Source organism: Streptomyces sp. SGAir0957, from assembly GCF_043523415.1.
The window spans coordinates 8,046,498-8,071,052 of record NZ_CP027293.1 but is presented as its reverse complement, the minus strand read 5'-3'; the positions used below and the strand labels follow the sequence as shown (position 1 = coordinate 8,071,052).

Genomic DNA, 24,555 nt, shown 5'->3' with positions numbered 1-24,555 from the left:
GCGCATGCACAGCGAGGACTCGGCGGGATTGTGCTGGGGCACAGCGCCGCACGCGCGCACCGACGACAAGGTGTACCACCGGCATGCGCGAGCCGGCCTGGCGAGGATCTGGCAGCCAGCCCTGACACCCAACAAGCGGGGACTACTCCCCGCTTCATGTTACGGTCGCCCCGACAAGTAAACGGGGATCGCTCCCCGCTTCTGCTCTCCGCCGGGAGTCGCCATGGCAACGCAGCAGCACCCCACCGTCCAACTCGCCGACCTGACCGACGACTTCGCGACCGACCCCTACTCCGCGTTCACCGCGCTGCGGTCCCGCGGCCCCGTCCACCACGTCCGCTTCCCCACCGGGGACGAGTCGTGGCTCGTGATCGGGCACGCGGAAGTGCGGGCCGCGTTCGCCGATCCCCGGCTGCGCAACGACGTACGGCACTCCGCCGACTTCGAGGGCGACGGGCTGTATGCCGTGGGCCGCAACATGCTTCAGGTCGACCCGCCCGACCACACCCGGCTGCGGTCCCTGGTCGCCCGGGAGTTCACCGCCCGCCGCGTTAGGGCGCTGCGCCCGCGCGTGGAGGAGGCGGCCGGCGCTCTCCTGGACGCCGTGGCCGCCGACGGCCGGGCCGACCTCGTGGCCGCGTACGCGTATCCGCTGCCGCTCACCATCATCTGCGAACTGCTCGGCGTGCCGGAGGCGGACCGCGCGGCCTTCCGGACGTGGTCCACGCGGGTCGTCGCCCTCGACGACCCCGAGCGGTCCGCCAAGGCCTCACAGGAGATGGCCGTCTACCTCGCCGGGCTCGCGGAGGAGAAGCGGCGGCAGCGGGACGCCGCGGAGAGCGACCTGCTGCACGCGCTCGTCCGCACCCACCACAGCGATGGCGACAGCGATAGCGATGGCGACAGCGACAGCGGTGATCGGCTGGCGCCTGAGGAACTTCTCGGTATGGCCTTCCTGTTGCTGGTCGCGGGGCACGAGACCACCGTCAACCTCATCGCCAACTCCGTACAGCTGCTGCTCGGCGCCCCCGAGCAGCTCGCCGCCCTGCGCGCCGCACCTGATCTCCTCGAAGGTGCCGTGGAGGAGACGCTGCGTCTGGAGTCCCCGGCGCCCGCGGGCACCTACCGCTACCCCGTCGAACCGGTCGACCTCGGCGGCGTTCGCATACCGGCGGGTGCGCGGGTCGTCCTGTCGATCGCCGCCGCCAACCGTGACCCCGCGCTTTTCCCCGCGCCCGAACGCTTCGACATCCGCCGTGACCCGGCCACCACCCGCGCCCATCTCGCCTTCGGGCACGGTCTGCACCACTGTCTGGGCGCCCCGCTGGCCCGCCTGGAGGCGACGCTCGCCCTGCGCCTCCTCCTCGACCGCTTCCCGCACCTGGCCTTCGACGGGGACGCCACACCCAGGTGGCGGCCGAGTCTCATGCGCGGCCCGAGCGAGTTGCGGGTGCGCTGGCAGCCGCCGGTGGTGACATGACCTGAGGGACAAGCCGCACCGGCCGATCCCGTCGGGGCGGCTGACCCCGGCCGCAGTTGCTGAGCGGTTGGCCCGGCAGTGCATCCGCCTCGGCCCCGCCACCCGGGAGCGGGCGGCGGGGCCGAGGCGGGAACGGGCGGGGTCAGGCGTGGGCGCCCGGTCGGCGCGCTCCTCTCTTGCGGCGGATCAGCAGGGTGACGGTTCCGGCGAGGAGCAGGGCCGCCGCGATGGCGAGCAGGGCCCAGGGCAGTGAGTCACCGGTGTCGGGCAGCTCCCCGTGGTCGCCGGGGTGGCTCTCGCTCGGGGACGGCGTCGGGCCGTGGTCGTAGTGGTTGACGATGGTGACCTCGGCTTCGCCGTCCGCGCCGACGCTCACCGAGGCGGTGGGGTCTTCGGGGCTCGCGCCGTCCGGGATGTCGGCCTTCGGCTTGGCGGTGATCGTGACCTCGTCGGCGCCCGCGCTGCCCGGTTCGCCGACCGTGCACACCGCGCCGACGGGCAGCCCGGCGATCACCCGGCGGCCGGGGCCGTCGAGGGTGACGGTGCGCGGATAACCGTCGAGGTGCTGGTCGCGGTAGAAGCAGTCGACCTCGAACCGGAACGGGCCGTGCTCGCCGCCGGACGGGTCGTCGACCTTCTTGACGAGCGTCAACTGGGCCTGCGGGTAGCGGTTGTCGACCACGACGACGGTCGGGTCGGAGGAGGTCGTCTCGGGCTTGATGACGACTTCGGCGGCGTTCTGCTCACCGGTGTGGTTGCCCTCGGCGCCGCCCGTCTCGGTCTCCCACACCCGGCAGACGGCCCCGGCGGGCACGTCGTTCAGGGTGACGGGGTCACCGGCGACGATGGTCCGGTTTCCGCGGCGTACGTGCACGGGGTCGCCGCTGTCCGGGGTCACGACACAGTCGTACGCGACCTCGAACATTCCCGGGGTGATCCCGTCGGGCAGGCCGGTCACCGTCTTCTCGACCCGCAGGCTGCCGAAGACCATGCCGACACCCGACTTGGGCGGCTCCGCGACCGGCAGGACCTGGATGTTGTTGCCGACGGTGACCCTCTCGCTGTGGGCGAAGGAGTTCCAGGCGAGCGACGGGTCGTCGCGGCTGCCCGGGTCCTTCAGGTCGGCGGGCGAGGACATCTCGAAGCCGATGCCGAAGGAGCCGCCGGGGGCCAGGCCGGGGTCGTCGAAGGTGACGTCGCCGTGGAAGGCGGTGTCGCCCTTCTGCCAGTCCGGCGTCCAGTCGCCGTCCTCGCAGTCACGCGCGGGGGTGGGGACGTCGTCCACGCAGGGGCTGGCGACGGTGCTGTACTCGGCGTCGAGCGTGCCGTCGCCGTCGAGGGTGATCGGGCCCGCCAGGTGCGGGCGCGGGGACCATGCGGTGTCGCGGTCGTCGTCGCCCAGCAGGACGCCGGTGTCACCGACGTGCGGCAGGACGTCGAGGAGGTCGACGGAGGCGGCCGGGTTGGTGCCGATGTTCTCGACCGTGATCAGGTGCTTGTAGTTCTGGCCGGGCAGGACGAGCGCCGTGCACGGGTAGCGGGTGTAGGTGACGCCGCCGGAGACCTTGGTCGGGCAGCGCGGGTCGCCGATCGGGACGTAGGTGTGGGTGACGGAGTTGTAGAAGCCGAGGTCCGGGTTGCCCGCGACCCACTTGGCGGTGTCGAACGCGGTGCCCGCCTCGGTGGTGAGGGTGGCGGTGGAGGTGCAGTACCTGCCGTCGCCGTAGGACGGATCGTCGGTGACGGTGCCGAGGCGGGGCGAGTCCGGGTCGCAGGCGATGTCCGGGTAGGACGGGGAGCCCGCGCCGAACACGTTGGGGATCTTCGTCCCGGCGGGGACGCCGCCCTTCAGCTTCACCCGGAAGGTGATGGTGACTTCGGCGCTCGGGTACATCGTCCAGTCGGGGAAGTCCCAGTGCAGGCCGGTGACGTTGCCGTCGGCGTCCTTGTCCGTGGTGAACTTGACGTTCTTCGGCTTCGCGGTGCCGTCGGGGGTGGTGACGGTGACCGTGTACGGCATGCCGCCGTCACCGGCGAAGGTGTCGTCGAAGGTGACGCCGTCGGGGATGGGGTCGCTGACCGAGAGCGGCTTGAGCGGGGCGTCCCCGGTGTTCTTGACCCTCAGGGTGAAGGGCTGTGAGACACCCGGGCTGACCACGGCGTTCTGCGTCTTCTCCACGCGCAGGCGCGGATCGCCGTCGTCGACCTTCAGGGTGGCATCGGCGGGCGGGATGGTGAACGTGCCGTGCTTGTCGCTGGATCCGCTGCCCTTGACCGTGTCCTCCAGGGAGGCGGGGATCTTCTTGTCCGGGTTCGAGCGCAAGGTCTCGCGCGGCTTGACGGTGAAGCAGACGGAGGCGTTGGAGCAGGCGCCGTTGAAGCTGGGCTTGCCCTCGACCGGCACGATCTTGTCGCCGTCGCTGGAGCGGAAGACGACGCGGATGCCCCGGACCTCGCCGGCGCTGACACCGTCGGGCAGGCCCGGCTTGGTGGAGCCGGTCCACTCGCCCTGGACGATCTCGGGGTCGCTCGTCGCGCAGCGGGCGGTGCAGACGTCGACGCGGACCTGGTCGGCGCCCTTGGGGAAGCTCACGCCGTCGAGCGAGACGAAGTCGACCGCGTCGAAGAAGTCGCCGTCGAAGTCGGTGGCGGTGAGCCGGCCGAGGTTGACGTTGCCGGTGTTGACGACGGTCAGCGTGGCGTGCACGTTGGCGGCCGGGCTGCCCGGGTAGGGGCGCGAGACCGTGCTCGGGCTGAGCGTCTTGTTGAGCGAGGCGGCCGAGGAGGCCGGGCCGATCTCGGCGGTGTCGGAGCAGAACTCGTTGCCGAGCGGGTCGCCGTCGGTGGTGGCGACGGCGCAGTTGGTGATGGTGCCGTCGGTGACGCCGTCCCGCAGCACCACGGTGACGTCGGCGTGCACGGAACCGCCGACGGGGATGCCGTCGGGGACGACGATGCGTACGCCGCGGGCGCGGGCGAGCAGCGCCTTGTCGTCGGCGTCGTAGGCGACCCACTTGCCCGCGTCGGGGTCGTAGACCTGGAGCTTGTAGTCGAGGTCCGAGGGGCTGACCTTGGGGGTGATGGAGGTGATGCGGACCTGGTCGAAGGCGTTCGGCTCGGCGGTGGGGTCGGCCGGGTCGCTGACGATGACGTTGTCGAGCGGGACGTTGCCGCGGTTGGTCAGGCCGATGCCGAAGGTGAAGGGCTGGCCGGGCGGGACCGAGGTCTGCGAGGCGTCCTTGGTGCCGTTGCCCTCCTGGCGCGGGTTCTCGACCTTCAGCGTGGCGCAGACGTTGCCCGCGGCGCTGCCGGAGCCGTTGGCCGGGTTGGTCGCGGAGGCGTCGGCGCAGTTGCGGACGCCGTCCTCCGCGTCGCCCTCGTCGGCGGTGTCGTTGAGGGTGCCGTGCAGGTCGAGACCGGCGACGGAGTTCTGCTTGATGGCGCCCTTGCCGTCGCTGGTGGTGCCGCGGTAGGTGACGGTGACCGAGGCGGCGGGACCGCCGTCGGGGCAGCCGAGCGCGGTGGTCTGCTGGGCGGGCGGGTTGGTGAACTTCTTCGCGGGCAGCGTCGTGCCGTCGCGGCACACCACCGTCATCTCCGCGCTGGTCGCGCCCGCGGGGAAGGTGAGGCGGGCCTGCGTCATGTCCGTCTTGTCGAACTCGCTCGGCGCGGACTCCGACGGCTCGGTGATGGTGATCTCGCTGACGTCGAACGGCGAGGTGTTGGTGGCGGTCACCGAGGACGTGATGCCGGGCTTGGTGCCGATGACGGCGGTGCCGTCCTGCTTCCAGTCACCGTTGGTGTCGGAGAAGAACTTCTTGTCCATGGCGACACTCGCCGTGTTGGGCAGGATGTTGTGGCTTGCGCAGGCGTCGGTGCCGTCGACGGAGGCGCGGGCGCGGAACGTCACGGACGGCGTGGCGCAGTTCTCCACCTGCCGGCGCTCGTCGGGGTTGATGGGCGCGCCGCTGTCGCGCTCCTCGTCCCGCAGCACCACGGTCGTCTGGACCTTGGCGCCGTTCGGGTCGTACGGGAGCGGGGTCCCCTTGGAGTTGCCGAAGGTGTAGACGACGCCGGTGACGTCCCCGGGGTCCACCCCCGCGGGCAGGCTGAGGTCGGGGCCCGGGCCGGGCGGCCCGCTGATCAGCTCGTCCGGCGCGCAGTCGCCGCCGGGCTTCGTGCACACGGAGACCGTGACCTGGTCGGCGCCCTTCGGCATCTGCGTCACCGGCCCGACCTGGGCCAGGTCGAAGTTGTTCCACAGGTCGGGGTCGGTGTCGGTGATGGTGACCGAGCCGACGTCGGTGGAGGTCGACGAGGTGTTCGCCGCGCCGAGCGTGATCGTCGACTTGTCGCCGCTGGTGGCCACGGTGCCGCTGGGGCTCCACGACTTCGAGCCGCTCACGGACGGCTTCTTCGGCACCTCGACCGTGTTGGTCGCGGAGTCCTTCACCGTCTCGGCGTTGTCGGCGGTGACGACCGCCGTGTTGACGAGCTTGTCCCCGTCCTGGAACTGGTCCCCTTCGGGCACCCGCACGCTGATGAGGATGTCCTGGCTGCCGCCCGCGGCGAGCCCGACCGAGCCCTCCGGGTTGGGCGGCGAGGGCAGCGGGTCGGTGAAGTCGACCGTCACCTTGCCGGTGCTCTCGTCGTACGCGACCTGGTATCCGGCGGTGTCCGAGGGGAGCTGCTCGATCTCGAGCCCCTCGGGCAGTACGTCACCGAGCTGGGTGCTGACGCAGGACTCCGCGAGGGAGGAACAGGAGACGGTGATGCGGTACGTGAACACCGAGCCCGGCACCAGCGGGTCGGGGACGTCCACCGCCTCCTTGTTCACGGTCAGGTGCGGCACCGCGGCAGCGGCCGCGACCGGCGGGGTCGCGCTGCTCGACGCCGAGGGCCTGGGGGTGCGGGTGGGGGTGGGACCGGGGGTGGGCGCCGCGCGCACGCCGGTCGCCGCCTCCCCCTCCCCCTCACCCGGGACCGCACTGGCGGCGCCTCCCACGGCCATCGCGAACGCCAGCATCAGGGCGCTCGCGCTCCAGCGCCTTCTCATCCATCTGCGGCCCACAGTTCTCCCGCTTCACCGTATGCGGCGGGCGATTCCACCGCATGACACGCAAAGAACCGTAGAAGCGCGCGTAAACATTTACCTGTGACACACCATCACATACCGGGTGATATCACTGGTTTGCCCCGCTCCTCATCCGGGGGGCCGGGAGTCCGGGGGCCGGGAGTCCGGGGCCGGGGCTAGTCGCCGGTCGTGCCGTCGAGCATCTCCCGCAGGATGTCGAGATGACCGTTGTGGCGGGCCGTCTCCTCGGTCAGGTGCAGCAGGATCCAGCGCAGGTCGACGTGGATGCCGTCGCGCACGGGGCGCTCGGCCCGCCGGTCCAGGTCGGTCGCGGCCACCAGCTCCCGGTGGCGCGCGCTCTGCTCCGCGTACTCCGCCAGCACCTGTGCGAGCGGGAAGTCGACGGCGATCCGCATCTCCCGGTCGGGGTCCTCGTCGGTCCAGGGGCCTTGGTCCTCCTCGCCGAGGAAGACCACCCGGAACCAGTGGTACTCGACCCAGCGGAGATGGTTGATCACTCCGCACATGGTCATCAGCGGTGAGCCCGGCAGGAGCGCCTTGCGGGCGTTCTCGGCGGAGACGCCTTCGCACTTGGCGCGCGCGGTGTCCCGCGCGTAGTCGAGGAAGGTGGTGAGCTGCGTGCGCTCGTCCCACGCGGGCGGGGTGTCATCGGTTCTGGTCATCGCGCGAAGGGTCCACGATCACCGCGGCCGGTGTCCATCTCTTTGTCGGCCGCGTCGGCCGCGTCGGCCGCGTCGGCGTCCGCGCGGCCCCCGCACCGCCGCGGTACGCCCCCGACCTCGGCATTTGCGTAAGATCTCCCCAGATCTACGGTGAGCTACGAGGTCACGCCGGGGGAACGGCAAGGGCGTGCGGAAAAGGAGCGGGTGGGGTGAGCGGGGAGCGCGGGGCGTTCGGGGCCGCGCTGCGGGAGCTGCGGCTCGCGGCGTCGTTGACCATCGAGGGGCTCGCGGAGGCGTCGGGCGTCAGCGTCCGCGGCATCGGGGACCTGGAGCGGGGCCGCCGTGCCGCCCCGCAGCGGCGCACGGTGGCCGCCCTCGCGGACGGGCTCGGCCTGGGCGAGGCGGAGCGGGAGCGCCTCCTCGCCGTGGCGCGCAGCGGACGCGCCGGTGGCTACAGCCCCTCCGGGGTGCGGGCCTTCCCCCGTGGCATCGACGACTTCGTGGGCCGGGAGCGCGAGACCGCGGAACTCGTCGCACTCGCGACGCCGTCGGATTCTGCCGGCGGGGTCGTGACGGCAGGCGGGGTCGTGACGGCAGGCGGGGTCGTGACGGCAGGCGGGGTCGTTGCGGCCGGCGGGCCCGTGACAGCCGGCGGGGGCGTTGCGGCCGGCGGGGGCGTTGCGGCCGGCGGGCCCGTGACAGCCGGCGGGGGCGTTGCGGCCGGCGGGCCCGTGACAGCCGGCGGGGGCGTTGCGGCCGGCGGGCCCGTGACGGTCGCCGTCTCCGGGCCGCCCGGCACCGGCAAGACCACGCTCGCGCTGCACGCCGCCCGCACCCTCGCGGACCGTTTCCCCGACGGGCAGCTGGTCCTCGACCTGCGCGGCATGGACGACGAGCCGCCCACGCCCGCCGAGCTGATGCTCAGTGTGCTCAAGGCGTTCCAGGTGCCCGACCGGGACCTCGCGAAGGCCGGACCGCAGGGGCATCCCGGCCTGTACCGGCAGATGCTGGCCGACCGCCGCACGCTCCTGGTCCTGGACAACGCCCGCGACGAGGCCCAGGTCCGTCCGCTCCTGCCGGGCGCGGGCGCCGGGATGGTCCTCGTGACGAGCCGGCGCATGCTCACCGGCCTCGAAAGCGTGCACCGGCTGCCCCTCGGCGTCCTGAGCCCGGAGGAAGCCGCCACGTTTCTGACCAGCCTGGTCGGGGCGGAGCGCGCCGAGGCCGACCCGGCGGCGCTCGCCGAGGTCGCCGACCGCTGCGGCCATCTGCCGCTGGCGCTGCGCGTGGCGGGCAACTGGCTGGCCACCCGCACCGGCTGGTCCCTGCGCCGCCTCGCCGACCGCCTCGCCCTCGACGAGCGGCGCCTGGACGTCCTGGCCGCCGGTGACCTCCGCGTCTCCGCCGCCTTCGACCTCTCCTACCGCCAGCTCACGCCGACCGCGGCGCGCCTCTTCCGGCGCCTCTCCCTCGTCCCCGGGGCGGACACAGGGGCCCCCGCCGCCGCCCGCCTCACCGGCCAGCGCCTGTACGACGCGGAGGACACCCTGGAGGAGCTGGTCGAGGTCGGCCTGCTCGGCGGCGACCGGGACCGCTACCGCCTGCACGACCTGGTGTGCCTCTTCGCCCGGACGCGGCTGACCGCCGAGGAGGACCCGGCGGACGTCGAGCGGGCCCGCACCGGTCTGCACCACTGGCTCCTGGAGACGACCGTCGTGGCGGGCCGCTGGTTCGAGCCCGGCCACGGCGCGCCGCCGGCCGACTGGCAGGACACGGTCGACCTGTCCTCGGCGGACAAAGCGATGGAGTGGCTGAAGGCCGAGGGCGCCAACTGGCTGGCGGCCCTGCGCGCCGTCGCCGCGGACGGTGAGCACGCCCGGGTCGTGGAGGTCGCCGAGGCGCTGCACTGGTTCTCCGACCAGTGGATCTTCTGGGGGCACTGGCCCGAGGTCTTCGACACCGCCGTACGCGCCGCCCGCGCCCTGGACGACCCGCTCGCCGAGGCGACGCAGCTCAACTACCACGCCTGGGCCCTGCTCCTGTGCGAGGGCCGCTTCCGCGAGAGCCTCGACCGGTCCACGGAGGCACTGGCCGCCGCCGAGCGCGCGGGCGACACCGTCCAGGAGGCGTGGGCCCACTTCTACAGCTCCTGGGCGCAGCGCAAGCTGGCGGAGTACGCGTCGTCCGTCGAGCACATGGAGCGGTCCATCCTCCTCTTCGACACCGCCGGCGACCTGCACGGCAGCCTCAACGCCCGGCACGGGCACGGGCTGACGCTGGCCGAGGCCGACCGGACCGGCGCCGCGCTCGCGTCCTTCCGGTCCACGCTCGCCTTCCTCGACGACGCGGGCGACCGCGTCGCCTCCCACATCGGGAACTTCGTCCGGGCCGGACTGCACTCCGGGATGGCGCACAGCCTCGCAGGGCTTGAGAAGTGGGAGGAGGCGGTCGCCGAGCGGCGGATCGCGGCGGACCTCTGGCACGACGCCGACAACTTCACGCAGGAGAGCAGCGAACTCGTTCGTCTCGGACTGCTGCTGCTCTCCGCCGGGCGCCCGGAACAAGCCCGCGAGGCGTTCACCCGCTGTCTCGCGCTCGGCCCGGACGCCGCCCCGCAGGCGCTCACCGACGCGCGGGAGCACCTGCGGGAGATGGAGCACCTGCGGGAGACGGGGGCATAGGCCCCGGGGGCCCGGGGCGTCAGCCGGTGGCGCGGACGGCGTCGAGGACGAGGGCCGCGACGTCCTTCGGGCGGGAGACGGCGACGGCGTGCGAGGCACCCTCCAGCTCGACGACGGTGGCCCCGGCGCGCTCGGCGCCGAACCGCTCGACCTCGGGGTTGATGGCCTGGTCGCCCCCGGCGACCAGCGCCCAGGCGGGCTTGGTGTGCCAGGCGGCGGCGGTGGCCTTCTCCGCGAACGCGGCGGCGGCGAGCGGCCGCTGGACCACCGCGAGCACCTTGGTGACCTCGGCGGGCACGTCCGCCGCGAAGATGGCCGGGAACGCGTCGGCGGCGATGGTCACCTCGGTCCCGGTCGCCCCGTCGCCGACCGGGTACGTCGCCTCCTTCAGGTTGCTGACCAGCGGCGACAGCGGGAAGCGGCCCTGCAGCTCGCCGAGGCTCTCGCCTTCTTCGAGGACGTAGGCGGCGACGTAGACGAGGCCGACGACGTTCTCCACGGTACCGGCGACCGTGATCAGCGCGCCGCCGTAGGAGTGGCCCACGAGGACGACGGGGCCGTCGATCTGGGCGGCCACGGAGGCGATGTACGCGGCGTCCGCGGCGAGACCGCGCAGCGGGTTGGGCGGAGCGACGACGGGAACGCCCTGGCTCTGCAGTTCCTCGATGACGCCGGACCAGCTGGCGGCGTCGGCGAAGGCGCCGTGGACGAGGACGACGGTGGGGCTGGCTTCAGGGGCCATGATGTGTATGTCTCCTGGGAGGTGGAGGGGTGGGGCGGTGCGGTGCGTCAGCGGGGTGGCGCGTCAGCGGGCGTCGAGGGTGGTGCGCAGGGTGCGGACGGCCATGGTGATGGCGGCCTCGGCGGCGTGCGTGTCCCGCAGCGCGTTCAGCATCACGAAGTCGTGGATGACGCCCTGGAAACGGACCGCGGTGACCGGCACACCGGCCTGGCGCAGCTTGTTCGCGTACGCCTCGCCCTCGTCCCGCAGCACGTCGGCCTCGCCCGTGATGACGAGGGCCGGCGGCAGCCCGGCGAGCTGCTCGGTGGTGGCCCGCAGCGGGGAGGCGGTGATCTGCGCGCGCTCGCCCTCGTCGGTCGTGTACTGGTCCCAGAACCACTGCATGCCGTCGCGGCGCAGGAAGTAGCCCTCGGCGAACTGGTGGTAGGAACCGGTGTCGAAGCTCGCGTCGGTGACCGGGTAGAACAGCACCTGGCCCAGCAGGGAGACGTCGCCGCGCTCCTTGGCCATCAGCGTGAGGGCGGCGCTCATGTTGCCGCCGACCGAGTCACCGGCCACCGCGAGGCGCTGCCCGTCGAGGCCGTGCGAGGCGCCCTCGGTGACGACCCAGCGGGCCACCGCGTAGTTCTGCTCGATCGCCACCGGGTAACGGGCCTCGGGCGACAGGTCGTACTCGGGGAAGACCACGGCCGCGCCGACGCCCACGGCGAGTTCGCGCACCAGGCGGTCGTGGGTGTGCGCGTTGCCGAACACCCAGCCCGCGCCGTGGATGTAGAAGATCACCGGAAGGGTTCCGGAGACCCCGGCGGGCCGCACGATCCGCGCCCGCACACTGCCGGTGGGGCCGCCCTGGACGGTCACCCACTCCTCGTCCACCTCGGGCAGCTCGACCGGCCCCGACTGCACCTCGTCCACCGCCTTGCGCCCCTCTTCGGGCGCCAGCTCGAACAGGAACGGCGGACGGGAGGTGGCCTCCGCGAAAGCGGCCGCGGCCGGCTCGAGGACAGGAACGACCGGCGGGACCGGCTCGACGACATCCGACATGAGAACTCCTCAGCACTTCACTCACCCGGACCGGACGCTCCGGTGGGCGATGCCGAAAAGCTACGAGGGGAAACCGGGGCCGACTTGCCCGCGGGCGCACGACGTATGCCCCACCGGCGCACGACGTCTGACCTGGTCGGCCCCAGCGGCCCAAGACGCCTCACGCCTCACACCCGTGCGCTGGCGGACATCACCGCATGCGCTCGCCGACAACTCGCCCCTGTCCCCGCCGCCTAACGTCACGGTCGTACCACCGCACGACGACACCACGCAGCACCACAGGAGACCGACACATGACCAGCAACTCCAAGCCCGCGCACGGCAGTCAGCCCTGGCTGCACCAGAAGGGCGAGGTGATCCAGGAGTTCGGCACCGTCAAGCAGTTCCCCGTCGGCCTGTCCTACGAGGCCCGGATGTATGCGTGCCAGCGCCTCAACAAGGTCCTCGCCGACACGCAGATCCTGCACGGCCTCTACAAGAAGCACCACTGGCTGATGCGCGGGGCGACCTTCTACCAGCTGCACATCGTCCTGGACAAGCACGCAGGGGAACAGCTCGAACTCGTCGACACGCTCGCCGAACGCGTCCAGTCCCTGGGCGGCGTCGCGATCGGTGACGCCCGGCACGTCGCCGAGATCACCTCGATCCCGCGGCCCCCGGACGGCGTGGAGGAGGTCCCGGCGATGCTCTCGCGCCTCCTGGAGGCCCACGAGACCATCCTGATCGACGCCCATGACGCCGCCGCACGCGCCGCCGAACTCGGCGACGACGGCACCAACGACGTCCTCGTCTCCCAGATCATCAGAACCGGCGAACGCCAGGCGTGGTTCCTCGCGGAACACTTGGTCGACACCCCGCTCGTACGCGCCTGACCGCACCCCCTGCGTAGGCCCCGCCCCGCGAGGTGACTACTGTGCACTGGCATCTCGACGGGGCGTACAGGGGGCAGGCGGCCATGGCGGACGGACTCGCGTGGATAGCGGATGCGTGGGGTGGCGGGACGACGAACGCCGGTGATCTGTACGTCACTTGTGCCCGCGGGCTGTCGCCCGAGCTATTGGCCGAGCGGCTCTCCGACCACGGGCCTGTGGATGTTGGACCGCCACTGACGGTCCAGGAGGCGTCCCGGATGGTCGACCTCCGGCGGGTCTATTGCGTCGGCCGCATCGGGAGAAGCGGTGACTGGTCGTTCGTCGTCGAGTCCGGGGGCAGCGAAGGCTGGGCGCTGGATCCGGCGCTGTCCCGCGGCGCCGAGATCGTCGTGCTGGACCCGCGCCCGGACGACCCGCCGTCCTTCTTCGGTTACCACGCCGACGGCGAGGTCCAGCTGCACTTCGAGCTGGGCTTCGGCTACGACCCCGCGGGGGCCCGGCCCGACCTGTTGCGTCCCGCGCTGGAAGCGGCCGGGGTCATTCCGCCGGAGGACTCCCCCGACGACCTGATCGGCCCGGACGAAGAGATGCCGACCCGCGAGGAACAACGCCGGGTGCTCCAGGTCGTCCACGAGCACTTCGGCCTCTCCCTGCCCCGGGAACTCATCGAGCGGGGCCGGTTGCCTCACGTCGTCACGCGGAGCTCCCCTCCCGCCTCCTGGTGACCGTCGAGGAGCGCGGAGGTGAGCAGCGGGCGTTGCGCTGTCGATGAGCGCGGCGGCCCGGCCGCAACCGCGCGCATAGGCCTACGCGGAATCCAGGGCTCCGCAAAACGATCTAAACGATCAACTCGGTAGGAACTATTGAGCGTTTCGACCAACCCGGTTACAACAGGGCGCGCAACGACCCCACCGATCGAAGAGGTGAACCCATGTACCGCACCCCACTGCGTGCCTGGTTCTGCGCAGCCGCCGCCACCGCCTGCGCCACCGTCCTGGCAGCCTCCCCCGCGCAGGCGTCCGTGATCTGGAACGCCGACGCCACGCAGGGCACCGGCGTCTTCGTCACCACGCTCTGCGACAGCCCGGGGTCCGTCACCACGGGCGACTGGGGCGACGGCCACGGCGCCTTCTTCAAGTTCAACAAGCCCATCGGGACGCCCCGTTGCGAGGCGCACAGTGTCCGCACCTCCGCGGGCGAGTACACCTTCAAGGACGACAGCACGTACTGGTTCGGCTGGGACTCCATGACCAAAACGGGCGACGCGCAGACCGTATTCCAGTGGAAGTCCAACGGCACCAACGACCAGAACAGCCAGAACTACCCCGTCCTGATGAAGGTCGAGGACGATCAGCTCAAGGCCTGGTACGTGGCGCCCGGCGAAACCTGGATCTCCATCGGGACCACCCCCTGGACAGCCGGGGAATGGCACTCCATCCAGCTCGGCATTTCCACGGACGCGGGCGGCGCGGGGACTCTGTCCGTCTACAAGGACGGCACGCGGTTCGCCTCCCGGACGGGCGCGCGCACCTGGGACGACCTGGGCAACAAGCCCCGCTGGGGCACCTACTTCGGCACCGACACGAGCACCGCGTCCATCAACTGGGTGGCCGGCCTCTCCATGGGGACGACGCGCTCGGACGTCGGGGGCTGAGCGCGCGGGCAACCATTCCCGGCCGGGGCGAGTCCTCTTTGCCGACTCCGCGTGATCCACGTCGGGGATGAGGGCGAAGGAGTGCGGTGACAGTCGGCAGGGCGGCGAAACGCGTCGGCGAGTTTGTGGTGGATACGGTCGGCGAGGTCGTGGGCGAGGCGATCCTCACGCTTCTGGCCTGCGCCGTCCTCGCCGGCCTGACCTTCCTGGCCTATCTGAGCTGGTCCTCCAGCCCGCGCCTGACCGTCGCGGGGGCCGGCCTGATCTGCCTCGTCCTGGCCCACGGCGCCTGGCAGATCTTCCGCAAGCCGCGAAAGGGCCGTCGCGGCCTGGCCGCCGTGACGGCGACCGCCTTCACCCTGGCGGCCGGGACGGCCGTCTTCCTGTTCTTCTACGCCGGCAACTGCGGCTGCCTCTGACCCACGCCCGCCAACTCCCCGGCCGCCTCAGGCGTCAGCCGGTAAAAACCTCGCAGGCTGACCGAGTTCCGCCAGCCCGCGTGGCCCGCCTTGCGCAGGGCGCGGCAGCTGTCACGAGTCCACAGGACTGTGTAGGCATGGGCAAGCGAAGTGCCGCGCCCCCACACAGGGCGCGGCACCCGTCGCCGGCGGCTCGTACCGGAACTGCCGGCGCTCACGCCAGGGTTACGGCACGAGCCTCAGCAGCTTGTTGGGCGAGCCTGTGCCGATTCCGGTGAGTACGTTGCTGGTGGCCCCGTTGACCAGGGCGGACGAGACCGTCGCGGGGGACGCCCCGGGGTGTGCCGTCAGGTAGAGCGCGGCCGCGCCCGAGACGTGCGGCGCGGCGAACGACGTGCCGTTGCCGGTGTAGGTCGCCGTGTCGGAGCTGTTCCAGCCGGCGGTGATGGCGGATCCGGGGGCGAAGAGGTCCACGGTGGAACCGTAGTTGGAGTAGCTCGCGCGGGCGTCCGTGTTCGTGGTCGCCCCGACGGTGAGCGCCTCCGGGACCCGTGCGGGCGAGTAGTTGGCGGCGGGCGCGCCGGAGTTGCCTGCGGCTATGGAGTAGGTGACGCCCGAGGCGATGGAGTTCTTCACCGCGGTGTCCAGGGCGGCGCTGGCCCCGCCGCCGAGGGAGACGTTGGCGACGGAGTTGGCGCCGTGGTGGGCGGTGATCCAGTCGACGCCCGCGATGACTCCGGCCGTCGTGCCGGAGCCGTCGTTGCCGAGGACCCGGACGGCGACGACCTTCGCCTTCTTGGCGACGCCGTAGGTGCTGCCCGCGGCGACGGTGGCGACGAAGGTGCCGTGCCCGTAACCGTCCTGCGCGGTGGCGTCGTTGTCGACGAAGTCGTAGCCGTACGAGGCCCGGCCCGCGAGGTCCTTGTGCGTGATGCGGACCCCGGTGTCGAGGACGTAGACGGTCGAACCGCTGCCCGCGCTGTCGGGGTAGGTGTAGGTGCCGTTCAGCGGGAGGTTCGCCTGGTCGATGCGGTCCAGGCCCCAGGGCGCGCCGGTCTGGGTCCCCGTGGTGTGGACGCGCTGGTCCTGCTCGACCGACGCGACGCCGGGGTCGGCCGCGAGTCTGCGGGCCTCGGCGGCGGTGAGCGCGGCCGCGTACCCGTTGAGCGCGGAGCTGAACGTCCGCTTGACCGTGCCGCCGTACTCGGAGACGAGGTTCTTGCCCCGCGCGGTGTTCGCCCTGAGACCGGCGTCCGCCTTGAGGGTGACGAGGTAACTGCCGGGGACGGCCTCGGCGGAGTTCGCGCCGAGGACGGTGCCGGTGCGCCCGGGCGGCGCGGCCGCCTGGGCGGGAGGCACGGCGAGGGCTCCGACCACCGCCGCCACCGCGGCCGTCGAGGCAAGGGACGCGGCGATCCGCCGCTTCGTCGTACGCACTGCTGCCATGCGAAAGGTCCTTTTCGATGAGGTGCGGGGCGCGGCACCCGGGTCGGTGTGCCGCAGAGCGACCTTCCGCCGCCGGACCGGTGCGAGTGAAGGGATTCCATGGACATGACACACGTATGTCATGCGTGCACACAGAGGTGTCGCACACGTGGCACGCCCGACACGACACGTCACCCCCGCGACATGAAAACAGGGACCCCGGGCGCGCCGGCCCCGACTTCACACGCCCGCAACACCCGTTCCCACATACCGGACTTCATCCCCTCCGACCTCGACAGAAGGGGCCTCGCGCTGACAGTCTCCCGCCATGCATTCCGTCCACCGCACCGCGCGGCTCGCCGTCTGCTCCGCCCTCCTCCTCACCGCCGTCACCACCGTCGCGGCCTGCGCCCCCGAGCCCGACAAGAAGGCCGGTGACACCGCCACGACCGCCGCCTCGTGCACGTCCGGCAAGCTCGCTACGGTGGCCACGGGCAAGCTGACCGTCGGCACGGACAAGCCCGCCTACGCCCCCTGGTTCGAGGACGACGACCCGGCCAACGGGAAGGGTTTCGAGTCCGCCGTCGCCTACGCCGTCGCGGACCGCCTCGGCTACCCGAAAAACCGCGTGGTGTGGCAGACCGTCCCGTTCAACAGTTCCTTCGCCCCCGGCGCCAAGAAGTTCGACTTCGACATCAACCAGGTGTCGATCAGTGCCGCCCGCGAGAAGGCCGTCGCGTTCTCGTCGGGCTACTACGACGTCCGGCAGGCCGTCGTCGCCCTCAAGTCGTCCAATGCCGCGGGCGCCAGGACCGTCGCCGATCTGAAGGGTGTGAAGCTGGGCGCCCAGGTGGGCACGACCAGCCTCGACTACATCAACGACGTGGTGAAGCCGGACGAGAAGCCCGCCGTCTACCAGAAGAACGACTTCGCCAAGTCGGCGCTGAAGAACGGCCAGGTGGACGCCATCGTCGTCGACCTGCCCACCGCCTTCTACATCACCGGGGCGGAGGTCACCGACGCCGAGGTGGTGGGCCAGTTCGAGAACGGTGCCGGTACGCCGGAGCAGTTCGGCCTCGTCCTCGACAAGCAGTCCACCCTCACGTCGTGCGTGACGCGCGCGGTGGACGCGCTCCGCGAGGACGGCACGCTCGCCGCCCTGGAGAAGAAGTGGCTCTCCGACGCCGTAGACGCCCCGGTGCTCAAGTGAACGTCGAGAACGCCGAGAAAGAGCCGCAAGCGGTCGAGGACACCTACGTCCCGTCCGACCGCCGGCTCGCGCGGGAGCGCTACAAGAAGTCCCGCGCCCGGCGCTCGGCCGGCCTCGCGGTGGCCAGCACCGTGCTGACGGTCGTCGCGCTCACCCTGATCGTGGTCAACTCCCCCGGCTGGGACCGCACCAAGGAGACGTTCTTCAGCGCGCACTACGCGCGCGTGGCGCTCCCCGACGTCCTGGAGGGGCTCTGGCTGAACCTGCGTCTCCTTGTGGTGTGCGGAGCGTGTGTGCTCGTCCTCGGACTGCTGCTCGCCCTCGCCCGCACCCTGCGCGGCCCCGTCTTCTTCCCGCTGCGGGCGCTCGCGACGGCGTACACCGACTTCTTCCGCGGACTGCCGCTCATCATCTGCCTGCTGATGGTCATCTTCGGCGTTCCCGCGCTCCGCCTCCAGGGGGTGACGACGGACCCGGTCCTCCTCGGCGGGGCCGCGCTCGTCCTCACGTACTCGGCCTACGTGGCGGAGGTGTTCCGCGCCGGGATCGAGGCGATCCACCCCTCGCAGCGGGCCGCGGCCCGCTCCCTCGGGCTCAGCAACCGCCAGGCGCTGCGGTACGTCGTCCTCCCCCAGGCGCTGCGCCGCGTGGTCCCTCCCCTCCTCAACGACCTGGTGTCGCTGCAGAAGGACACGGGGCTCGTCTCGATCGGCGGCGCCGTGGACGCCGTGTACGCGGCGCAGATCATCGCCGGCAAGGACTTCAACTACACGCCCTACGTGATCGCCGGGCTCGCCTTCATCGCGCTGACCATCCCGATGACACGGTTCACGGACTGGGTGACGGCCCGGATGGACCGGCGCCGCGCACAAGGAGGACTCGTATGACCGGGCCGGTGCTGCGGATGGAGTCCGTGCGCAAGTCGTTCGGCTCGACGGTGGTGCTGCGCGGCGTGGACCTGGAGGTCGCCCCGCACACCGTGACCGCCCTGATCGGCGCCTCGGGCTCGGGCAAATCGACCCTGCTGCGCTGCGCCAACCTCCTGGAGGAGATCGACGACGGGGCCATCTGGCTGGACGGCGAGGAGATCACCGACCCGCGCGCCGACGCCGACGCCGTGCGCCGCAGGATCGGCGTCGTCTTCCAGGCGTACAACCTCTTCCCGCACCTGACCGTCCTGCAGAACGTGACCCTCGCACCGCGCCGCGTGCACGGGCTCACCCGCGAGGAGGCGGAGGAGCGCGGCATGGCGCTCCTCGAACGCCTCGGCCTCGGCGCGAAGGCCCGGGAGTACCCCGACCGGCTCAGCGGCGGCCAGCAACAGCGCACCGCGATCGTGCGGGCGCTCGCCGTCCGCCCCCGCCTTCTGCTCCTCGACGAGATCACGGCCGCGCTCGATCCGGAGCTGGTGGGCGAGGTCCTCGACGTCGTGCGCGACGTGAAGGAGCAGGGCATGACGATGGTCCTCGCCACCCACGAGATGGCTTTCGCCCGCGAGATCGCCGATCAGGTGTGCTTCCTGGAGGGCGGGGTCGTGCTCGAACGGGGCACCCCGCAGGCGGTGTTCGAGGACGCGCGCCACGATCGCACCCGCCAGTTCCTGCGGCGCATCGTGGAGGCGGGCCGCCTCTGAGCCGTCGCTCGTGGAGGTGGTCCGCCTCTGAGCCGTCGCTCGTGTAGGTGGGCCGCCTCCGAGCCACCCGTGGGCCCGCCCGGCGTTCCAGGGCCGGCCTAGGCGAGGCCGCCATTGCTCATCAGCAACTGACCGTTGATCCAGCCGCCCTCCGGGGAACACAGGAAGTCCACGAGGTGCGCGGTGTCCCGCGGGGTGCCGAGCCGGCCGAGCGGGGTGCCGCGCACACAGTGCTCCCGCACCTCCTCGGGCATCCAGCCCGTGTCGACCGGCCCCGGATTGATCACGTTGGCGGTCACTCCGAGAGCCGCCAGTTCGTGGGCGGCGGCCAGCGTGATGCGGTCCAGGGCGCCCTTGCTCGCACCGTAGGGCAGATTGCCGACCGTATGATCGCTGGTCAGGGCGATGATCCGGCCGGTACCCCCGTCCCCGGCGAAACGGCGGCCGAACTCCCGGATCAGCAGCCAGGTGGCGCGCGCGTTGACGGCGAAGTGCCGGTCGAAGCTCTCCACGGTCGTGTCGAGGAGCCCGGAGTCCACGGACTCGCAGTGACACATCACCAGCGCGGAGACGCGGCCCGTCCGGCGTTCGACCTCGTCGAAGACGCGGGCCGGGGCGTCCGGGTCGGCGAGATCCGCCTCGATCGCGGCGCTGTTCGCGCCGTGCTCGGCCAGCTCCCGGCCGATCGCGTCACTCGCCCCCGCCTCCCGGCCCCAGCTCATCCGGTCGTCGTACGGCGTCCAGCAGGTGAAGGCGATGTCCCAGCCCGACGCGGCCAGCCGACGGGCGACACCGGCGCCGATCCCGACCGTGCGGCCCACCCCGGTGATCAGGGCGACGGGACGGGCGGGCTGCTCCTGCTCGGTGCCGGTCGTCGTCGTGGTCACGGACGGGAATGGTCCAGGAACGGCACGCCCGGGTCAATCGGATTCTTTCCCCATACCTACGCGCCCGCCGCACATGCCGCTGGAGCGGACCGAGTGTTCCGCTGCCCGCGTCCACCCACACGTGTGTGTCACCGGCCCGACCGTCCCTTCCTCCGCACCGCGCTCTGCCATCAGGGTGTGTTTTACGACCTAAGTATGTAAATCGGTTCTTACCGGTGCACCATCGCCTTAACTTCTGCCATGTCATACAGAGGTGAAGCTCGTACACCTTCCGTGGGAAGCCCGCGACTCCCCCGCCGGACGGTCAGGACGCTGTCGGCAGTGGCCCTGCTGGGCGCGGCGGCACTGCCCCACGCGGTCTCCGTCGCCGCACCCCCCGCCGCTCCGGAAAGGGCCGCCGCCGCGGGCTCTCCGGGGCATCGCGCGCCCGCTCTGCGGGCCGCCGGGCCGCTCCAGTTGGAGAAGAGCGTCTCCCCCGACCCGCTCACCGTGGGCGACACCGCCGTCTACACCCTCGTGGTGACCAACACCGGGGACCGGACCGCCCACGACGTGACCGTCTCCGACACCCTGGACACACACCTCGCCCTCGACGGGCGGGCACCGGACGGCTGCACCGCCGACGGCTCGGCCGTCAGGTGCGGCGGCGACGGCAGCGACCTCGCGCCCGGCGCCTCCGTCACATACCGCATCCCGGTACGTGTCCTGTCGGACACCACGGACGGCACGAACATCGTCAACGAGGCCACCGCCACCAGCAGCGACGCGCAGAGCGCACAGGCCCGCACCATCACGATCGCCCAGACCCTCAGCAATGTCGTGCTGAAGAAGACCGCCCCGGCACGGGTGAACGCGGACGGCACCTACACCTACACGTTCACCGTCACCAACGAGGGGCCCTCGGACGCGGTCGACGTCACCGTCGAGGACAACACCGACTCCGTCCACCTCGACATCGAGAAACTCCCCTCCGAGTGCCCGCCCAGCGGCACCACCCTCACCTGCCCCTGCACACCCTGAAGCCGGGCGAGACACGCACCTTCAGCGTGACGATGCACGCCCACGCCGACGTCGAGGACGGCACCGAGATCGAGAACTGCGCGGACGTCTACACCGGCAGCCGCGAGACCGAGACCGCGGACAACCACTCCTGTGTCACGACGGAGATCGACACGGACCCCACACCTACGCCGACGCCTACACCCACCGACACGAGCACGCCCACACCGACGCCCACCACCACGCCCACGAAGACACCCGATACGGGCACACCCACCCCCACCCCCACTGATGCGGGCACGCCGACCCCGAGCGGGACGGGTTCACCGACTCCCCTCCCCACCGGCGGTGCCACCTCCTCAGGCTCGCCCGCTCCCGGCACACCGGACGACGAAGAGCTGGCCGGCACCGGCGCGCTCCGCGCGAGTCTGCTGGGCGGTGCCGCGCTGATCCTCACTGTGATCGGCGTATGGCTCCTCCGTCTCGGCAGGGCGACGGGCCGACGCCGGCACTGAGGCGGTGTTCCGCCATGCCATGAACGTACGTCCCGGGACCGTCAGAGTCTTCGCCTCGCGGCCCGGACCAGCGCGTCGAAGAGGCGCTGCTGGGCCGGGTCCTCGTGGGCGGTGTCCTCCGGGTGCCACTGCACGGCCACGAACAGGGCGCGGGCCTCGGCCGGTTCGACGCCCTCGATCGTGTCGTCGGCGGCACGGGCCGTCACCCGTAGCCCCTCGCCCAGCCGGTCCACGTGCTGGTGGTGGTAGCAGGACGCCTCGATCTTGTCCGTCCCGGTGATCCGCGCCACCACCGTATCGGGGGCGAGGGAGACGGACTGGCGGATGTGGCGGTGCTCGCGCCGGGGGCCTCCCATGTCCTGGTGCAGGGTGCCGCCCAGGGCGGTGTTGACGACCTGGAGTCCACGGCAGATGGCGAGCAGCGGGAGCCCGAGCGCCAGGGACTGCCGGGCGACTTCGAGGTCGAACGCGTCCTGCACCTCGTCCACGTCGTAGACCGCCTCGTGGGCGTCGGGCGCACCGTAGCGGTGCGGGGCGAGGTCGCCGCCGCCGGGGAGCAGGATGCCGTCGAAGCGGGTGATGCGCGCGGTGACGTCGTGCTCGGCCGGGTCGACGGGGTGGACGCCGACGGGTTCGCCGCCCGCCCGCCAGACGGCGTCGATCAGCGCGCGGGCATTGACCTCGGCGGCGTAGCGCAGGGCGGAGGTGGTGGCGGCGAAGCGGGCGGGGACGGCGATGAGGGGGCGGGCGGTCGCGGGCGCGGCCGGTCGCGGGGCGTCTGTCGTCACAGCTGAATCCAGGTGGTCTTCAGTTCCGTGTACTTGTCCAGGGCGTGGGCGGACTTGTCGCGGCCGTTGCCGGACCGCTTGACACCGCCGAAGGGCACGGTCAGGTCGCCTTCCTCGTAGCAGTTGACCCACACCGTGCCCGCCTTCAGCGCGCGCGAGATCCGGTGGGCCGTCGACAGATCGGAGGTCCACAGGCCGGCGGCGAGGCCGTACTCGGTCCCGTTGGCGAGGGCGACGGCCTCGTCGAGGTCGTCGAAGGTGAGCACGGACAGGACGGGGCCGAAGATCTCCTCGCGGGCGAGGCGGCTGTCCGGGGCGACATGGTCGAGGACGGTGGGTTCGAGGTAGGCGCCGCCGGTCTGGGTGAGGGTGCGCGCGCCGCCGGTGCGCAGGCGGGCTCCGTCGTCGGCGCCCGCGCGGACGTGGTCGAGCACGCGGGCGAGGTGCTGTTCGCCGACGAGGGCGCCCATCTCGGTGGCCGGGTCGAGGGGGTCGCCGACGCGCAGGGCGCGGGCGCGCTCCACGACGGCCTCGGTGACCTGTTCGGCGACGGAGGTGTGGACGAGCAGGCGGGAGGGCGCGGTGCACATCTCGCCCTGGTTGAAGAAGATGCCCCAGGCGGCGGTGGCGGCGGCCTTCTCCAGGTCGGGGGCGTCGGGAAGGATGATGTTCGGTGATTTACCGCCCAGTTCGAGCCAGACCCTCTTGAGGTTGGAGTCGGCCGCATAGCGCAGGAAGTGACGGCCCACGGCGGTGGAGCCGGTGAAGGCGAGCACGTCAACGTCGGAGTGCAGGCCGAGCGCGCGTCCGGCTATCGGTCCTGTGCCGTTGACGACGTTGAGCACGCCGGGCGGCAGTCCGGCCTCCAGGGCGACGCGGCCGAGGAGCAGGGCCGACAGGGGTGCGTTCTCCGACGGTTTGAGGACCACCGTGCAGCCCGCGGCGAGCGCGGGGGCGATCTTCCAGCCGGCCAGCGTCAGCGGGAAGTTCCAGGGCACGACCGCGCCGACGACACCGGTGGGTTCGCGGGTGACAAGGGCGAGGGCGTCGGGCGCGGTGTGCGGGGAGGTGTCGGTGAGTTTGTCGGCGAGCTGTCCGTACCAGCGGAAGGTGCTGATGACCGCCCGGAGTTCGATGTCGTGAGCGTCCGCTATCGGTTTGCCCATCTCCAGGCTGACGGCGAGTGCCAGCTCCGCCCGGTGCGCGTCGAGGAGTTCGGCGACACGAAGGAGGAGGCGGCCTCGTTCGACGGGGGCCAGGCGGGGCCAGGGGCCCTGGTCGAAGGCGCGGCGGGCGGCGGCGACGGCGGCGTTCACCTCGGCCTCGCCGCCGTCGGCGACGGGCCCGAGGACCTGGCCGTCACGCGGTGAGACCACGGCGAACTCCCCGCTGTCGCCGGGCTCCTCCGCGCCGTCGATCAGGTGCGCGCCGGGCGGGCGGAACGCCTTCGCCTGTTCGAGCCACGTGCTGTGCGTCGGAATGGTGCTCATGCGGACCTCCGGGGGCGGATGGCGGTGGCGTACCCGCCGGAGCGGATGGTGGCGGCGTAGCGCCAGGAGCGGGTGGTGGCGGCGGGCCGGGCGCCGCCGGGCGCGGGGTCAGCGCTTCGGTGGCCGGACACCGCGGAGCTCCCAGTCGCCGCCGAGCGCGGTGGACCGCACTTCCTCGGATTCGGTCGGCTGGGCGCCGACGTCGGTGCGGATCGGGGTGGGGCCGGTGACGATGTGGTTGGTGAGCCGTCCCAGGCCCTCGACCTCGACCTCGACGACGTCCCCGGGGCGCACCGGCCGGGAGTTCGCCGGGGTTCCGGAGAGCAGCACGTCACCGGGGTACAGGGTGATAGTGCGGGCGATGTCGGCGACGAGGTAGTGCATGTCCCACTTCATCTCGTCCGTCGAACCGTCCTGCACGACCTCGCCGTTCACGTAGGTCCGCAGCCACTTGCCCCGGAAGTCCCAGTCGGTGACGAGGCCCGGTCCGAGCGGGCACAGGGTGTCCGAGCCCTTGACGCGGAGCATGGACCCGGCGTCGGTGTCGCGGAAGTCGTGCAGCCCGAAGTCGTTGGCGACGGTGTACCCCGCGATGTGCCCGCCCGCGTCCTCCGGTGCGACGTTGCGCGCGGTCCTGCCGATGACCAGGGCGACCTCGCCCTCGTAGTTCAGCCACTTGCAGCCCTCGGGGCGGACGACGGCGCCCCGGTGGCTGTTGAGCGCGGAGGTCGGCTTGTGGAAATAGGTCGGGGTGTCGGGCAGGGCGATCCGGAACTCGTCGACGCGGCTGCGGTGGTTGAGGTGGACGGCGATGACCTTGGAGGGGACGACGGGCGGCAGATGCCGCGCCTCCCCTGCCTTCACGCGGCGGCCGTCACCGGCGACGAGTTCGTCCCCGTCGACCGTGACCTGCACGGCGGCGCCGTCGAGGAGGATGCGGCGGTACTCGGTCATGGCGG

The 24,555-nt window shown here is 71.9% G+C and carries 20 protein-coding genes; 11 read left to right on the top strand and 9 right to left on the bottom strand.

Annotated elements, in window-relative coordinates:
- Nucleotides 1-223 precede the first annotated feature (223 nt).
- A complete protein-coding gene (locus C1N81_RS41965; protein ID WP_394436797.1) occupies nucleotides 224-1,480 on the top strand; it encodes a cytochrome P450 family protein in 1,257 nt (418 codons plus the stop codon).
- A gap of 142 nt (nucleotides 1,481-1,622) precedes the next feature.
- On the opposite strand, the gene C1N81_RS41960 is transcribed toward C1N81_RS41965, so the two are convergent.
- Both C1N81_RS41960 and C1N81_RS41955 read right to left on the bottom strand, forming a co-directional pair.
- Complete coding sequence (locus tag C1N81_RS41960) at nucleotides 1,623-6,536, bottom strand: DUF5979 domain-containing protein (RefSeq protein WP_394436795.1); 4,914 nt, start codon at nucleotides 6,534-6,536, stop codon at nucleotides 1,623-1,625.
- A 194-nt stretch (nucleotides 6,537-6,730) separates the two neighbouring features.
- Nucleotides 6,731-7,237: a DinB family protein gene (locus tag C1N81_RS41955; RefSeq protein WP_394436793.1), complete on the bottom strand. Its 507-nt coding sequence runs from the start codon at nucleotides 7,235-7,237 to the stop codon at nucleotides 6,731-6,733.
- Nucleotides 7,238-7,446: 209 nt separating this feature from the next.
- Between C1N81_RS41955 and C1N81_RS41950 the strand changes: the two genes are divergently transcribed.
- On the top strand, nucleotides 7,447-9,918 hold the full coding sequence (locus C1N81_RS41950) for an ATP-binding protein (RefSeq protein WP_394436791.1): 2,472 nt from the start codon (nucleotides 7,447-7,449) through the stop codon (nucleotides 9,916-9,918).
- 19 nt (nucleotides 9,919-9,937) lie between these two features.
- Here the strand turns inward: C1N81_RS41950 and C1N81_RS41945 are convergent, their stop codons facing one another.
- Both C1N81_RS41945 and C1N81_RS41940 read right to left on the bottom strand, forming a co-directional pair.
- Nucleotides 9,938-10,660 carry an alpha/beta fold hydrolase gene (locus C1N81_RS41945; RefSeq protein ID WP_394436789.1) on the bottom strand — a complete coding sequence of 241 codons (723 nt, stop codon included), beginning with the start codon at nucleotides 10,658-10,660 and terminating at the stop codon, nucleotides 9,938-9,940.
- Nucleotides 10,661-10,723: 63 nt separating this feature from the next.
- The gene (locus tag C1N81_RS41940) at nucleotides 10,724-11,704 is read right to left on the bottom strand and encodes an alpha/beta hydrolase (protein ID WP_394436787.1); all 981 of its coding nucleotides are present in this window, start codon (nucleotides 11,702-11,704) and stop codon (nucleotides 10,724-10,726) included.
- Nucleotides 11,705-11,997: 293 nt separating this feature from the next.
- Here C1N81_RS41940 and C1N81_RS41935 point away from each other — a divergent pair, with 293 nt between their 5' ends.
- From C1N81_RS41935 to C1N81_RS41920, 4 genes are all read left to right on the top strand, one after another.
- Complete coding sequence (locus tag C1N81_RS41935) at nucleotides 11,998-12,576, top strand: Dps family protein (RefSeq protein WP_394436785.1); 579 nt, start codon at nucleotides 11,998-12,000, stop codon at nucleotides 12,574-12,576.
- Between the two features lie 257 nt (nucleotides 12,577-12,833).
- Entirely contained in the window at nucleotides 12,834-13,301 is a 468-nt protein-coding gene (locus C1N81_RS41930) for a DUF6461 domain-containing protein (RefSeq protein ID WP_394436783.1), read from the top strand.
- A gap of 206 nt (nucleotides 13,302-13,507) precedes the next feature.
- Nucleotides 13,508-14,230: a heparin lyase I family protein gene (locus C1N81_RS41925; protein WP_394436781.1), complete on the top strand. Its 723-nt coding sequence runs from the start codon at nucleotides 13,508-13,510 to the stop codon at nucleotides 14,228-14,230.
- A gap of 86 nt (nucleotides 14,231-14,316) precedes the next feature.
- Nucleotides 14,317-14,649, top strand: coding sequence for a lysine transporter LysE (locus C1N81_RS41920; protein ID WP_394436780.1), 333 nt, complete (start codon nucleotides 14,317-14,319; stop codon nucleotides 14,647-14,649).
- 225 nt (nucleotides 14,650-14,874) lie between these two features.
- Here C1N81_RS41920 and C1N81_RS41915 read toward each other — a convergent pair whose 3' ends face one another.
- On the bottom strand, nucleotides 14,875-16,095 hold the full coding sequence (locus C1N81_RS41915; RefSeq protein ID WP_394436778.1) for a S8 family peptidase: 1,221 nt from the start codon (nucleotides 16,093-16,095) through the stop codon (nucleotides 14,875-14,877).
- A gap of 307 nt (nucleotides 16,096-16,402) precedes the next feature.
- On the opposite strand from C1N81_RS41915, the gene C1N81_RS41910 reads away from it, so the two are divergent.
- From C1N81_RS41910 to C1N81_RS41900, 3 genes are read left to right on the top strand one after another with little or no spacing between them, the layout of a single operon-like run.
- A complete protein-coding gene (locus C1N81_RS41910) occupies nucleotides 16,403-17,284 on the top strand; it encodes an ABC transporter substrate-binding protein (RefSeq protein ID WP_394436776.1) in 882 nt (293 codons plus the stop codon).
- Nucleotides 17,281-18,171, top strand: coding sequence for an amino acid ABC transporter permease (locus tag C1N81_RS41905; RefSeq protein WP_394436774.1), 891 nt, complete (start codon nucleotides 17,281-17,283; stop codon nucleotides 18,169-18,171). The genes C1N81_RS41910 and C1N81_RS41905 overlap by 4 nt, the downstream gene beginning before the upstream one ends.
- The gene (locus C1N81_RS41900) at nucleotides 18,168-18,917 is read left to right on the top strand and encodes an amino acid ABC transporter ATP-binding protein (RefSeq protein WP_394436772.1); all 750 of its coding nucleotides are present in this window, start codon (nucleotides 18,168-18,170) and stop codon (nucleotides 18,915-18,917) included. The genes C1N81_RS41905 and C1N81_RS41900 overlap by 4 nt, the downstream gene beginning before the upstream one ends.
- A gap of 98 nt (nucleotides 18,918-19,015) precedes the next feature.
- On the opposite strand, the gene C1N81_RS41895 is transcribed toward C1N81_RS41900, so the two are convergent.
- Nucleotides 19,016-19,804 carry an SDR family oxidoreductase gene (locus C1N81_RS41895; RefSeq protein WP_394436770.1) on the bottom strand — a complete coding sequence of 263 codons (789 nt, stop codon included), beginning with the start codon at nucleotides 19,802-19,804 and terminating at the stop codon, nucleotides 19,016-19,018.
- A 321-nt stretch (nucleotides 19,805-20,125) separates the two neighbouring features.
- On the opposite strand from C1N81_RS41895, the gene C1N81_RS41890 reads away from it, so the two are divergent.
- Both C1N81_RS41890 and C1N81_RS41885 read left to right on the top strand, forming a co-directional pair.
- On the top strand, nucleotides 20,126-20,824 hold the full coding sequence (locus C1N81_RS41890) for a DUF7507 domain-containing protein (protein WP_394436768.1): 699 nt from the start codon (nucleotides 20,126-20,128) through the stop codon (nucleotides 20,822-20,824).
- Between the two features lie 26 nt (nucleotides 20,825-20,850).
- Complete coding sequence (locus C1N81_RS41885; RefSeq protein ID WP_394436766.1) at nucleotides 20,851-21,318, top strand: hypothetical protein; 468 nt, start codon at nucleotides 20,851-20,853, stop codon at nucleotides 21,316-21,318.
- Nucleotides 21,319-21,359: 41 nt separating this feature from the next.
- On the opposite strand, the gene C1N81_RS41880 is transcribed toward C1N81_RS41885, so the two are convergent.
- From C1N81_RS41880 to C1N81_RS41870, 3 genes are all read right to left on the bottom strand, one after another.
- Nucleotides 21,360-22,106 (bottom strand): gamma-glutamyl-gamma-aminobutyrate hydrolase family protein, encoded by a 747-nt coding sequence (locus C1N81_RS41880; RefSeq protein WP_394436764.1) that lies wholly within the window; start codon nucleotides 22,104-22,106, stop codon nucleotides 21,360-21,362.
- The gene (locus C1N81_RS41875; protein WP_394436762.1) at nucleotides 22,103-23,596 is read right to left on the bottom strand and encodes an aldehyde dehydrogenase; all 1,494 of its coding nucleotides are present in this window, start codon (nucleotides 23,594-23,596) and stop codon (nucleotides 22,103-22,105) included. Before C1N81_RS41875 ends, C1N81_RS41880 begins: the two co-directional genes overlap by 4 nt.
- A 108-nt stretch (nucleotides 23,597-23,704) precedes the next feature.
- Nucleotides 23,705-24,550, bottom strand: coding sequence for a fumarylacetoacetate hydrolase family protein (locus C1N81_RS41870; protein WP_394436760.1), 846 nt, complete (start codon nucleotides 24,548-24,550; stop codon nucleotides 23,705-23,707).
- Nucleotides 24,551-24,555 lie beyond the last annotated feature (5 nt).